The 12167-nt window shown below is 37.2% G+C and carries 14 protein-coding genes; 9 read left to right on the forward strand and 5 right to left on the reverse strand.

What is annotated here, in order from left to right:
• Positions 1 to 3 precede the first annotated feature (3 nt).
• The 4 genes from kdsB to AABB81_RS01800 all read left to right on the forward strand — a co-directional run bounded on the left by kdsB (position 4) and on the right by AABB81_RS01800 (position 2469).
• The gene (kdsB, locus tag AABB81_RS01785) at positions 4 to 735 is read left to right on the forward strand and encodes a 3-deoxy-manno-octulosonate cytidylyltransferase (protein WP_342158185.1); all 732 of its coding nucleotides are present in this window, start codon (positions 4 to 6) and stop codon (positions 733 to 735) included.
• Between the two features lie 22 nt (positions 736 to 757).
• Positions 758 to 1840, forward strand: coding sequence for an iron-containing alcohol dehydrogenase family protein (locus tag AABB81_RS01790; RefSeq protein WP_342158186.1), 1083 nt, complete (start codon positions 758 to 760; stop codon positions 1838 to 1840).
• A gap of 56 nt (positions 1841 to 1896) precedes the next feature.
• Entirely contained in the window at positions 1897 to 2169 is a 273-nt protein-coding gene (locus tag AABB81_RS01795; RefSeq protein WP_342158187.1) for a hypothetical protein, read from the forward strand.
• Between the two features lie 102 nt (positions 2170 to 2271).
• The gene (locus tag AABB81_RS01800) at positions 2272 to 2469 is read left to right on the forward strand and encodes a hypothetical protein (RefSeq protein WP_342158188.1); all 198 of its coding nucleotides are present in this window, start codon (positions 2272 to 2274) and stop codon (positions 2467 to 2469) included.
• Between the two features lie 9 nt (positions 2470 to 2478).
• Here the strand turns inward: AABB81_RS01800 and AABB81_RS01805 are convergent, their stop codons facing one another.
• Complete coding sequence (locus AABB81_RS01805; protein WP_342158189.1) at positions 2479 to 3432, reverse strand: LysR family transcriptional regulator; 954 nt, start codon at positions 3430 to 3432, stop codon at positions 2479 to 2481.
• Positions 3433 to 3535: 103 nt separating this feature from the next.
• Here AABB81_RS01805 and AABB81_RS01810 point away from each other — a divergent pair, with 103 nt between their 5' ends.
• Entirely contained in the window at positions 3536 to 4006 is a 471-nt protein-coding gene (locus tag AABB81_RS01810; protein ID WP_342158191.1) for a Dps family protein, read from the forward strand.
• A 30-nt stretch (positions 4007 to 4036) separates the two neighbouring features.
• Here the strand turns inward: AABB81_RS01810 and AABB81_RS01815 are convergent, their stop codons facing one another.
• Both AABB81_RS01815 and AABB81_RS01820 read right to left on the reverse strand, forming a co-directional pair.
• A complete protein-coding gene (locus AABB81_RS01815) occupies positions 4037 to 4849 on the reverse strand; it encodes a lysophospholipid acyltransferase family protein (protein WP_342158192.1) in 813 nt (270 codons plus the stop codon).
• Between the two features lie 32 nt (positions 4850 to 4881).
• Complete coding sequence (locus AABB81_RS01820; RefSeq protein ID WP_342158193.1) at positions 4882 to 5520, reverse strand: NUDIX hydrolase; 639 nt, start codon at positions 5518 to 5520, stop codon at positions 4882 to 4884.
• A gap of 170 nt (positions 5521 to 5690) precedes the next feature.
• Between AABB81_RS01820 and bshA the strand changes: the two genes are divergently transcribed.
• Positions 5691 to 6824 carry an N-acetyl-alpha-D-glucosaminyl L-malate synthase BshA gene (gene bshA, locus AABB81_RS01825; RefSeq protein WP_342158194.1) on the forward strand — a complete coding sequence of 378 codons (1134 nt, stop codon included), beginning with the start codon at positions 5691 to 5693 and terminating at the stop codon, positions 6822 to 6824.
• Positions 6825 to 6841: 17 nt separating this feature from the next.
• Here bshA and aroB read toward each other — a convergent pair whose 3' ends face one another.
• Positions 6842 to 7912 (reverse strand): 3-dehydroquinate synthase, encoded by a 1071-nt coding sequence (gene aroB, locus AABB81_RS01830; protein WP_342158196.1) that lies wholly within the window; start codon positions 7910 to 7912, stop codon positions 6842 to 6844.
• A gap of 85 nt (positions 7913 to 7997) precedes the next feature.
• Between aroB and AABB81_RS01835 the strand changes: the two genes are divergently transcribed.
• The 3 genes from AABB81_RS01835 to ytxJ are packed head-to-tail and all read left to right on the forward strand — an operon-like array spanning position 7998 to position 10800.
• Positions 7998 to 9164, forward strand: coding sequence for a proline dehydrogenase family protein (locus AABB81_RS01835; protein ID WP_342158198.1), 1167 nt, complete (start codon positions 7998 to 8000; stop codon positions 9162 to 9164).
• Positions 9165 to 10439 carry a metallophosphoesterase gene (locus tag AABB81_RS01840; RefSeq protein ID WP_342158199.1) on the forward strand — a complete coding sequence of 425 codons (1275 nt, stop codon included), beginning with the start codon at positions 9165 to 9167 and terminating at the stop codon, positions 10437 to 10439.
• Positions 10432 to 10800 (forward strand): bacillithiol system redox-active protein YtxJ, encoded by a 369-nt coding sequence (ytxJ, locus tag AABB81_RS01845; RefSeq protein WP_342158200.1) that lies wholly within the window; start codon positions 10432 to 10434, stop codon positions 10798 to 10800. Before AABB81_RS01840 ends, ytxJ begins: the two co-directional genes overlap by 8 nt.
• Here the strand turns inward: ytxJ and fahA are convergent, their stop codons facing one another.
• Positions 10801 to 12099, reverse strand: a complete 1299-nt coding sequence (fahA, locus tag AABB81_RS01850) for a fumarylacetoacetase (protein WP_342158201.1) — start codon at positions 12097 to 12099, stop codon at positions 10801 to 10803.
• Between the last annotated feature and the right edge of the window lie 68 nt (positions 12100 to 12167).

Raw genomic sequence — 12167 nt, forward strand, 5'->3', positions numbered from 1 at the left:
CTAATGAAGATCATCGCGATGATACCCGCTCGTTATGGAGCGACAAGATTTCCAGGTAAATTAATGGCAGATCTTGCCGGAAAACCTGTTATTGTCAGAACATATTTGGCAACTCAGGCTACCAGGCTTTTTGACGAGGTATATGTTGTTACCGACAGCGAAATCATTAAGGAGGTGATTGAGAAAGAAGGTGGTAAAGCCATATTAAGTCAGAAGGAGCACGAGTGTGGATCTGACAGGATAGCTGAAGCCGTTGAAAATCTGGAAGTTGACATTGTGGTTAACGTTCAAGGCGATGAGCCCTTTGTTAAAAAAGAACCTTTAGAGGCGGTAATTAATGTTTTTAAAGGCTCAGATGCTGAAAAGATAGATCTGGCCTCTTTGATGCAGGAAATTTCTGATTGGAAAGATATTACAGATCCTAATTATGTAAAAGTTATTGTAGATAAAGATGACTTTGCTTTGTATTTTTCAAGGTCGCCTATACCATATCCAAGGGATAAAGATGCAGGAGCGCGTTATTTTGAGCACATTGGGGTGTACGCATTCAGAAAGCAAGCCATCATGGATTTTTACCATTTACCGATGAGGGCACTCGAAGCGACAGAAAAAGTTGAATGCATCCGTTATCTTGAATACGGGAAAAAGATAAAAATGGTAGAAACCAGTTATATGGGTATTGAAATTGATACTCCTGAGGATCTGTTGAAAGCAGCCAAATTTATTAAAGAGTAACACAGTATAAAATAGTTAGATTATGAGTTTTAGAAACTTTCCGATGGTTCCAAGAGTGGTTTTTGGAAGAGGCAGTTTTAATCAGCTTGGCGAAATTTTAGAGCCAAAAAGGCAAGGAAACAAGGCACCTTTTATTTTTTTAGTGGATGATGTGTTCCGAGGGAAGGTAGATCTGATATCCAGAATTCCCTTAAAACATAATGATAAAATTATTTACGTTAGTGCCGAGGAAGAACCCAAGACCATTTATGTTGATGATATCAGAGATGATATCAAGAAGGAATTTAAGGAAACTCCTTCAGGCATTATTGGGATTGGTGGAGGAACTCTTCTGGACTATGCCAAGGCGGTGGCATTAATGCTAACCAATCCAGGCTCATCTGCCGATTATCAGGGCTGGGACCTTGTTAAACATCAGGGTGTTTATCATGTAGGTATTCCTACTATCTCAGGTACCGGGGCTGAAGTTTCAAGAACTACCGTGCTGACCGGTCCTGAAAGGAAATTGGGAATGAATTCGGATTATACTCCTTTTGACCAGGTAGTGCTAGACCCTTCGCTTTTAAATGGTATTCCAAAAAACCAGTGGTTTTATACCGGAATGGATTGTTATATCCATTGTATTGAATCATTAACAGGTACTTATTTGAATGCTTTTAGCCAGAGTTATGGTGAAAAATCATTGGATCTGTGCAGGGAGGTATATCTTGAAAAAGAGAGTATTGACGAAGATTCCCAAGACAAATTGATGATGGCTTCATGGCATGGAGGAATGAGTATAGCCTATTCGCAAGTGGGAGTTGCGCATGCCATGAGTTATGGACTTTCGTACTTATTGGGAACAAAGCACGGTGTAGGCAACTGTATCGTTTTTGATCAATTGGGAGAATTTTACCCTGAAGGTGTAAAGGAATTTAAACAAATGGTCACGAAGCATGGAATCGATATTCCAAAGGGGCTGTGTAAAGACCTTACTGATGATCAGTTTGATACCATGATAGATGTTGCCTTGAGTTTGGTGCCTCTTTGGGAAAATGCCCTTGGTAAAGACTGGCAAAAAACAATCACTAGAAAGAAATTAAGATCTATGTATGAATTAATGTAGACTGAAAGGTTTGACATTTGTATTAATTTCATTTATATTTATCAAAAAACGAAACTATGGCAAGCATTAGAAAATTAAAAAAAGAGATGAATACGGTTTTATCCGAAATTATAGAAGAATGTTACGTTTGTCAATTGAACGGCGATGACAAAACTTCTGCAAAAGCCGAAAAAATTATTGATGAAGCCATTGCGACCTTTGATGATTTGATTGTGAATTTGCATCAAAAAGATGTAAAGGATCAAAAATCTCATTTTAAAAGTTTAAGAGCCACATTAAACGAAAAATCTGTAGCATTATCTGAAAAGATTAAAAAAATAAGTAATTAATAATCAATGAGATAAAAAATAATTTCATTTTATTCATTTTTTTTACTTATTTTGTACTAAGTGTTCCTAAGAATGCGTTCTTTATTTTATAAAACGATATTTATGGCAAGAGCAATATTGGATTACACCAAAACCGTCCTGAAAAAAGTTAGTTTTGATGTCGAATTGTTTAGCAAGGAATTAAAAAAAGCTGTGAAAAGGTTATTACCTTTTGAAATTGAAGAATTGAGAATCTGGCTGTTGCAGTTTACTGTAGACAGGCCGGAATTATATCCAAGTCTGGCATTGATAAGAAGATAAGCTTACATTCTAGATTTCAACAGGTTTCTTATGTAAAGGGCTGATGATTTTCACATCGTGAAAATTAATGGCACCTTTTATAACCCCGTCAATTGTAGTTTTCAGAGCCTCTATAAGTTGCATTTTAAGTTGTGATTTATGGTATATGACGCTTACTTCCCTGGCGGGAACTGTATTAGAGAATTGTTTCAAATACTGCTTGTCGGTTTCAGGTAGGTCAAGGCTATGAAGATAAGGCACCAACGTCATGCCCAATCCTTCTTTACTCAGTTTGATCAGGGTATCGATGCTGCCGCTTTCCAATTGGAACTGGTGATGATCCGTAGTGTTTTTGTTTTTGCAGATGTTGATGACACTATTGGTAAAACAATGTCCCTCTTCAAGCAATAAAACATCATCCAGATCAAGATCATCTTCAGTGATATTTGGCTTGTTGAACAGCCTGTGATCCGCTGAAACAAAACCTACAAAAGGCTCATAATAAATGGGCCGTTCCTTTATCGCTTCGTTTTCTAAAGGAGTAGCTGCTATGCCAACATCGAGATGGCCTTCAGACAATTTTTTAATAATTTCCTCAGTGGTTAATTCTTCAATTATCAGCTTTACTTTAGGATATTTTTTAAGGAAATTTTTAAGAAAAATCGGTAATAAAGAAGGCATTATTGTAGGAATGATACCTAATTTAAATTCTCCGCCGATAAATCCTTTTTGCTGATCAACGATATCACTGATTCTAACACTTTCATCCACAATCAGCTTGGCTTGCTGTATTATTTTTTCACCTATGGAAGTAAGTTCTATAGGTTTCTTTTTTCTATTAAAAATCATTACATCTAACTCCTCTTCCAGCTTTTGGATTTGCATGGATAAAGTAGGTTGGGTAACAAAACTATGTTCAGCAGCTACAGTAAAATTTTTGTACTCGGCTACTGCTAGTACATATTTCAACTGGGTGATTGTCATGTGTATAAATATTTTTGATAAATATATATAAAGTATCGATGAAATTGATCAAATTTTATGGCAATTTTATATGAAATTTGTATAAACTTTAAATGAATATGAGATGAATACTACAGTATTAGGATTGAACAGGGAAAAAGTAAAGGATTTAACTTCAAGTCTGAATGAATTACTGGCTAATTTTCAGGTGTACTATCAAAATTTAAGAGGATTGCATTGGAATATCAAAGGAAAATCATTTTTTGAGTTACACCTAAAGTTTGAAGAATTATATACAGATTCACAGGAGAAAATTGACCTTTTAGCAGAGCGGATTCTGACGCTTGAAGGAGTACCTTTGCATACTTTTCAGGATTACACTGATTTGGCCAAGGTTCCGGTTGGAAAGAATATATCTAATGATACCGAATCTGTACATCTTATTGTCTCCTCACTTACTAAATTACTGGAGATTGAAAGAGAGATCTTAAATCAGTCTGACCAAGCAGATGACGAAGGAACGAATTCCATGATGAGCGATTTTATTTCTGAACAGGAAAAAACAGTGTGGATGCTTAAAGCCTGGTTGTCATAAAAAAGTATTCGTCAAAGGGCGGATATTATATTAGTACATATCCCAAAATTCTCTTTTTTTATTGAGTTCTTTTTCGCTTTTGAAATAATCGTCCTCCTTAGTGACTTTGAGAAAAGAAGGGTGTTGTTCTATGGCAAATTGCAATTTTTCAACTATTTGTTCAATGGTGTCGTTTTCATAGTCGATGTCCATGGGTTTTTTGATGACCATTGATTGAAGAATACCTCGTTTTTTTATCAGGAGTCCTTTTTTATCAAAAGAACGCCTGAATCCGTCAATCACAATGGGAATCACAATAGGCTTATTCTGTCTAATGATATGGGCAGTTCCTCTTCTTATGGGTTTGAACGGGGTAGTAGTGCCTTGGGGAAACGTGATTACCCATCCGTCTTTTAACGCGGTCGTAATGTTAGAAACATCCGATAATTTTACTTTCTTATTGACATCTTTGCCTTTTTCCCTCCAGGTTCTTTCAATAGAAATAGAACCTCCATAGGCCATGATTTTTGGCAAGAGCCCGGCCCTCATTGTTTCCTTGGCGGCAACAAAATAGATATTTAATTTTGGTTGCCAAAGATAGCCCACATCTTTAATATTGTCAACCCTTCCGCTTAAGGCCGCATTAAACACGTGAAGCATGGCTGCCACATCGGCAAAATAAGTTTGGTGATTTGCAACAAAAAGGACGTTGTTATCCGGAAGGTCCCGAATTATTTCAGAGCCTTCAATTTGTAATTCATTGAATCCACGGTATCTTCTATGGGAAAACAATCCCAAAACGCGAATCAACATTTTCTTTAAAAAAAGGTTATTCCCAAAAACATCTTTCTTAAATAATCCCATTCTTAACTATTTGTGCAACAAACTTAAAAAAATTAATGAAGATTTGCTTTGATTAGGTCTTTAATTTCACTTAACATCATTGCAGTCGCCCCCCAAACTGTTCTGTCATTCAGAATAAAACATGGTACTTGAATATTTTTCATATAGCTGGTTGTAAGGTTTTTTGAACTAACCGAAGCATCATTCAAAAGGTCCTTCAAATTTACTTCAATGATATCTTCTACTTCATGATTTGTTTTAAATAAAGGTGTTTTATCCGTAAACCCGATATACGGACTTACAAGAAAATTACTTGGAGGAATAAAAGTATCGGTTAGTTTTTTACGAATTCGTATTTGGTCCATCTCAATGCCAACTTCTTCGGAGGTCTCTCTCAGTGCTGTTGTTTCCAGATTTCCATCCGGAGTCTCAAATTTTCCTCCGGGAAACCCAATTTGAGAAGCATGTGTCCCGTCGTAATGGGCTCTCAGTATGAGTAAAAATTTCGTCAACTTGTTGTGATCAGGGTAAAACAAAGCCAAAACCGCCGCTTTTTTTGGAGCTGCGGCTTCAACATCATTTACGTTAATCATTTTGCGCTCCCTGGGAATCATTTTGGCATGTGAAGCAAATCCACCCAAATTCACATTTTCTATCCCAGAAATCAATGATAAAAAATAGTCAAATTCCATTTAAAAGCAATATTTTTACAAATACAAATTTACAATTATTATACCAAAACTATAGGTGTCAAATTACCTCATGATTTGAATCTTCCTGGTACAAAAAGAAATAGCATACAAGTTGACACAAGTAAGGTGCTAAAAATCTTACGTCTTCTTAAAACCATAAAAATCAGTATATGAATATAGGAATCGTTTGTTATCCTACTTATGGAGGTAGTGGAGTAGTAGCAACAGAGTTAGGGATGGCACTGGCCCAGAAAGGACATCAGGTGCATTTTGTAACCTCTCACCAGCCTGTCAAATTAAATTTCCTGAATCATAATCTTCATTTTCATGAAGTTTTTGTAGAAAACTATCCATTGTTTCATTACCAGCCTTATAACCTGGCATTGTCGAGTAAACTTGTTGAATCGGTTCAAAAATACAAATTGGATGTGCTGCATGTGCATTATGCAATTCCGCATGCTTATGCCGCCTATATGGCCAAGCAGATGCTGAAGGATTTTGGAATAGACATTCCTATCGTTACCACCCTCCACGGAACAGACATTACCCTGGTGGGCAGTCATCCGGTTTATAAACCTGCAGTTGAATTCAGCATCAATCATTCGGATGCAGTCACAACAGTCTCAAAAAGCTTAAGGGATGATACCTTAAGGTTGTTCAATATTAAGAAGAATGTTGAGGTGATTTACAATTTTATTGATTTTGAACAACAAGAGGACTGGAGTAAGGAAGATTGCGTTAGAGACACACTTGCTGAGCCGGGCGAAAAAATACTGACCCATGTGAGCAATCTTAGACCGGTAAAACGGGTGACTGATGTGATTAGGATCTTTCACCTGGTGCAACAAAAAATTCCTTCAAAATTGATTTTGGTAGGAGATGGCCCTGAAAAGGAAAAAGCCGACCTGTTGGCAAATGAATTGGGTGTAAAGGAAAAGATTTTATTCCTTGGCAAGAGCGATGAGATTCGAAAAATAATGTGTTTATCTGATTTGTTCCTATTGCCTTCTGAAACAGAGAGCTTTGGTCTGGCAGCTTTAGAAGCCATGGCTGGAAAAACACCCGTTATTTCGAGCAATACAGGAGGATTGCCTGAAGTTAATATTCACGGGGTTACAGGGTTTTTAAGTAATGTTGGAGATGTAGAGGATATGGCCAAAAATGCTATTTACCTGTTACAAGACGATAAAAGGCTTCAAACTTTTAAGCGACAGGCTTTTGAATCGGCGCATCAATTCTCGATTGAAAAAATCCTGCCCAAATACGAGAAGATGTACAAAAGAGTGATTAAGAATGGATTTTAGCGTATAAGAAAAGACTTTTAGTTCTTGATATAATAGTGAATACCCTCCTGAATCAATTCAGGACTTAGTTGTACGTCAAGCTTGCAGTTTTCGAGTTTTTCAACCAGCACAAAATTGATCCTGCCGCTGACGTTCTTTTTGTCATATTTCATGAGATCCGTTATTTTGGCTATATCTTTTTCCTCGATCCTTACTTCGCCGTAATACGACTTTACAAATGCCTTTAAATCATCTGTTAATTCCATTGGAAAACCAAATGTTTTATAAGAAAAGTACAGTTCTATAACCATTCCTATTGCTATGGCCTCACCATGGGTAAGGCTCTCCTTGTCAGGAGATTCAAGAAAGTATGATTCAATGGCATGACCTATGGTATGGCCAAAATTCAAAGATTTTCTAACACTGTTTTCCATGAGATCCTGAAGCACAACTTCGTTTTTAATCGCAACAGATTTGTAAACCAAGTTGACGACATCTTTCATGTCAACTGAAGTAAAATCTTTGATCGTATACCATAAGGAGCGGTCAAAAGTAAAACCGTATTTGATGATCTCTGCAAGGCCTGATCGCATTTCTCTCTGTGTTACCGTTTTGAGAAAGTCCATGTCAATAAGAACCATTTCAGGATTACTAAACAATCCAATCTGATTTTTTAGAACACCAAGATCAACCCCGGTTTTACCGCCCACTGAAGCGTCAACCATACTGAGAAGCGTCGTAGGGATATTGATGAATTTCATACCTCTTTTAAAGGTAGAGGCAACAAACCCTCCCATATCTGTTATAACTCCGCCGCCGAGGTTGACCATAAGAGATTTCCTGTCAGCACCCTGTTCAGACAATTTGTTCCACAAATGGCTGCAAGTATCTATGTTTTTATATACTTCACCAGCCTCAACCTCAATAATTTCAACATCTAACGAAAATGCTGCCTTTTTTAAAAACAAAGGCAAACAGAATTTTTTTGTATTCGTATCTACCAGGATAAAAACTTTGGAATGGAAGTTTTCCTTTAAATAAGTATCTAAATTTTGGTAGGCATTTCCCTGAAAATGCACATAATAATTTGTAGACAGGATTGACTTCATAAAAATGAATTTTATGTTGCAAATAACGGTCAAATATTTTAAAAAAATAAATCAGTCTCAGTATCTTTGCGAAAAATAAAACAGCATGGAAAAACTTTTTGATAATACAGAAGTGGCTTTTAGTTTAAAATCGGATTCCGAATTGGAACGCGCCTATTTTTTATTTAAACTAATCAAAAGTGAACCTCTGGTTAAAATAGGTACAGCGGTAACTAAATTTGCTCTAAAATCATCACTTCCGGTGGAAGGTTTGATTAGATCAACCGTTTTTGATCATTTCTGTGGGGGTGTTAATGAACAAGACTGTATGCCAATTATTAAAAAGATGTATACGAAAAAGGTTCATTCTGTTTTAGATTATTCTGTTGAAGGCAAGGAGGAAGAAGCCCAATTTGACAGTGTACTTGAAAAAACCCTGTCGATTATCAATTTTGTGGGTGAGAAGAATGCAATGCCTTTTGCGGTATTTAAACCCACAGGGTTTGGAAGATTTGAATTGTACCGGAAAAAAAGTGAGCAGAGTGAACTCACTGAGGAAGAAACCAAAGAATGGGCACGTGTGGTCGACAGATATGAAAAAGTAGCCAAAGCCTGTTATGATAAGGATGAATGCTTACTTGTGGATGCAGAAGAAAGCTGGATGCAAAAAGCGGCGGATGATCTTTTGGAATCTTTAATGGAAAAATACAATAAGAATAAAGTGATCATATTCAGTACACTTCAGTTATACAGGCATGATCGACTTGATTATTTAAAAGGATTACATAAAAGAGCAAAAGAAAAGGGGTTCAAAATTGGTATGAAACTTGTAAGAGGTGCCTATATGGAAAAGGAGCGGGAGCGTGCACAACAGAAAAAATACAAAGATCCGATCTGTGCTTCAAAGGCAGAGACAGATAAAAATTTCAATGATGTGCTTCGCTATATGTTTGATAATATTGAGGATATGTCGATTTTCTGCGGAACCCATAATGAAGAAAGTTCTTATTTGTTAATGGATCTTATCGATCATTCAGATTATGAGAAAAAAGACAGCCGATTATGGTTTGGTCAGCTCTATGGAATGAGTGATAATATTTCTTACAATCTTGCAGATAGTGGATTTAATGTGGCAAAATACCTGCCCTTTGGTCCTGTTAAAGACGTGATGCCATATTTAATCAGAAGAGCGGAGGAAAACACTTCGGTTGCAGGTCAGACCAACAGGGAACTTGACCTGATTTCAACTGAAAGGAAGAGAAGAAAGATTTAAATGTCGACAAGAAATATTTCAATTAATATTATCTGGACACTTATCGTATTGCTGGTCATGGATATGTATATCTATTTCGCGGTTCGAAAAAGTATACAGGATCACAAGTGGAAACTAGTTTTCAATGCAGTTTATTTGGGAACTGTCGTTCTGGGTTATATTGGATTTTTTTATTTATACTCCTATTTTACATACAAACCGCTTCATGTGGCATTGGCTCCCAATTTATCCATTGGCTTCTTTTTTTCGATCATGATCGTTAAAATAGTAATGATCTTCTTTTTCTTGTTTGAAGATATTTTCAGATTCATTGAGCTTATGGTGGCTACCTTTAAAAATATCATAAGTTCAAAAAAGGTAAAGATAAGCGGACCAGGCAGGAGAAGTTTTGTCAGAAATACAGGATTGATTGTTGCTGCCATTCCTTTTTCGTCAATGCTATATGGCATTACCAAAGGGAAATATGATTTTAGGGTGAATAAGGTAAAACTTTCTTTTAAGAACCTTCCAAAAGCCTTTGAAGGTTTTAAAATAGTACAAATTTCGGATATCCATTCGGGTAGTTTTGACAGCAGGGAGGCTATAATTAAAGGCATCGAACTTGTCAATAGCCAAGGCGCCGATCTGGTCCTTTTTACCGGTGATCTTGTCAATAACGATTCTCGAGAAATATTACCTTTTTTAGAAGATTTCAAAGAGCTTAGCGCACCATATGGTATTTATTCTGTCTTAGGAAATCACGATTATGGCGATTATAAACAATGGGGTTCCCCTGCTGAAAAAGAGCAAAACATGGAATTGCTTTATCAGTTTCAGGAAAGGATGGGATTCAAATTGTTGAATAACGAAAACGCGATGATTTCCAAAGAAGGCGAAACGATTGGAATTTTTGGTGTTGAAAACTGGGGTAAACCCCCATTTCCCCAGAGAGGAGATCTCGACAAAGCTTTGGCTGGGGGTGAAGAGGTGGGTTTTAAAATTTTAATGAGCCATGATCCAACCCATTGGAATAAAAAAGTGATAGATCATCCGGTACATTTTGACCTCACCTTGTCTGGTCATACCCATGGGATGCAATTCGGTGTGGAGATACCAGGATTTAGCTGGAGCCCTATCGAATATATTTATCCACAATGGGCAGGGCTGTACAAAAAGAAAAATCAACTTTTATATGTCAACAGGGGTTTCGGATTTCTTGGGTTTCCTGGCAGAGTAGGCATATGGCCAGAGATCACTTTGATAGAATTAACAAGTAAAACGCAAAAGAATGTTTGAGTTCCTCAGGAATAGCAATAAAAAAGACAGTACCGGAAACCAGTTGAGAGTCAATGTTGAGTCATCGGAACAACTGGATGATATTCTTGCATTATCCCAGGAGAACAATGTGTATATTTTCAAGCACAGCAGCAGGTGCGGAATCAGTTCAGTGGTGCTCAACCGTTTTGAAAAACAGGTTAAAGAAAAGAATGAAACTTATTTCCATGTACATATACAGGGCAATAGATCTTTGTCGAACAGGATTGCCGAAGAACTTCAGATCAGGCATGAATCACCCCAATTGATCGTTTTAAAGAATGCCAGGGTACTGGCCCATGGTTCTCACTATGACATACTGGAGATAGTGCCTTCCCTTTAACTATACATCCTTGTCGAAGTTAAGTTTTCTGGCTTTTTTAATCTTTCCAATACATTCTCCAAAACCTATTCTGATCTGGTCTTTTTCACAGTAGCCTCTCATGATCACACTATCTCCGTCGTTGATGAACTTTCTTTCTGTACCATCAGACATGACAAGTGGCTGGGTTCCTTTCCAGGTCAGTTCCAGCATGGAACCATAGCTATTTTTTTCTTTCCCCGAAATGGTTCCACTACCATAGAGATCACCCGATCTTACGTTACATCCATTCACTGTCTGATGAGCCAGTTGTTGTGAAATGCTCCAATACAAATTTTTAAAATTCGTGTGACTAACCAGTTTTTCTTCTTCTTTTTTAGGCTTGATGAATGTTTCAAGGTGAATGTCGAAACTATTTAATCCATCTTCCTTCAAATAGGGGAGCGGCTCAGGAACTTGTTCGACTCCGGCTACTTTAAAAGGTTCCAGGGCATCTAATGTAACGACCCAGGCTGAAATTGTTGTTGCGAAATTTTTTGCCAGAAAAGGGCCGAGCGGAACATATTCCCATTTTTGAATATCTCTGGCAGACCAGTCATTGAGAATGACCATTCCAAAGATATAACTCCTGGCTTCCTCGATAGGAATGACCTTTCCCAAATCATTTGCGTCTGTGGTGATAAAACCCATTTCGACTTCAAAATCCAAAAGTTTAGTCGGACCAAACACTGGTGTTTCAGCTCCCTGAGGCATGGTTTGCCCCCAAGGCCGGCGTATTTTCGTTCCGGAGACAACAACAGAGGAAGACCTTCCGTGATAACCAACGGGGATATGCAACCAATTCGGAAGTAAAGCGTTCTCGGGATCCCTAAACATGGTGCCCACGTTGGTGGCATGGTCTTTACTTGAATAAAAATCTGTATAATCTCCAATGGATACCGGGAGAAGCATTTCAATCTCATCTACTGTGAAAATCACAATTTCCTTATGTGCTTCGTTATCTTTCAACTTATTGTTTTCTGCGTCAAAAATCTCAGCGATCCGATTTCTAACCAGTCGCCATGTTGTTCGACCATCTGCAATGAAATCATTCAAGGTATCTTGCATAAAAATGTCTTCGGTCAATGGAATTCCCTCAAAATAGCCCAATTGCTGCAGTGCTGCCAGGTCTATGACATAGTTTCCTATTCTGGTACCAATTGTAGTTATATCGTCCTTGGTAAGAAATACGCCAAAAGGAATATTCTGTATCGGAAAATCGGAATCCTTTTCAACGTGTAACCAGGATTTTCTATTTGGATTGTTGGCAGTTATCTTCATGATTTTTGAGAATTTAATAAAAAAATATCCATTATTTGAGAAAAAATTTATTTCATTTCAAATATAGA

It is taken from the genome of Lutimonas vermicola, assembly GCF_038433205.1.
GTDB lineage: Bacteria > Bacteroidota > Bacteroidia > Flavobacteriales > Flavobacteriaceae > Lutimonas > Lutimonas vermicola.